The sequence below is a fragment of the Clostridium sp. UBA5119 genome (assembly GCF_002414285.1).
GTDB lineage: Bacteria > Bacillota > Clostridia > Clostridiales > Clostridiaceae > Clostridium_J > Clostridium_J sulfidigenes.
This window is the reverse complement of sequence record NZ_DHYX01000099.1, coordinates 1-392: the sequence shown is the minus strand read 5'-3', so window position 1 is coordinate 392 and position 392 is coordinate 1. Positions and strand designations below refer to the sequence as shown.

Sequence of the window (392 nt, the reverse complement as noted above, 5' to 3'; positions counted from 1 at the left end):
TAAATTAAATTGGGTTTATTACTATAGTTATTGCAATATATGTTTTACTCTGTCTTTTCACCTAAATTGTATAGATATCTATATACTCTATGATTAAATTTAACCTTTTGAACATAACTTTTAGTTTCCTTAAATGGAATCTTATGAAGGTTTTCTCCATCGATAGAATATTTCTCATCCTCAAGCCACTTAGTAACATTTCCAGGACCACCATTGTAAGCTGCTAATACAAGAATATAGTCGCCGTTAAAATCCTCACTCAATTTTTTCAAATACCAAGTTCCCATTCTTATATTCATCTCAGGATCTGATATTATTTCTTCATTAAAGTTACTTAATTCTAGTTTTTCTGCAATCCACTTTCCCGTATCTGGCATTATCTGCATTAATCC

The 392-nt window shown here is 30.1% G+C and carries 1 protein-coding gene; it reads right to left on the bottom strand.

Annotated elements, in window-relative coordinates; translation table 11 throughout:
• Nucleotides 1–44 precede the first annotated feature (44 nt).
• On the bottom strand, nt 45–392 hold a 348-nt coding region (locus B2671_RS15300; protein WP_346871181.1), incomplete at its 5' end, for a lytic transglycosylase domain-containing protein.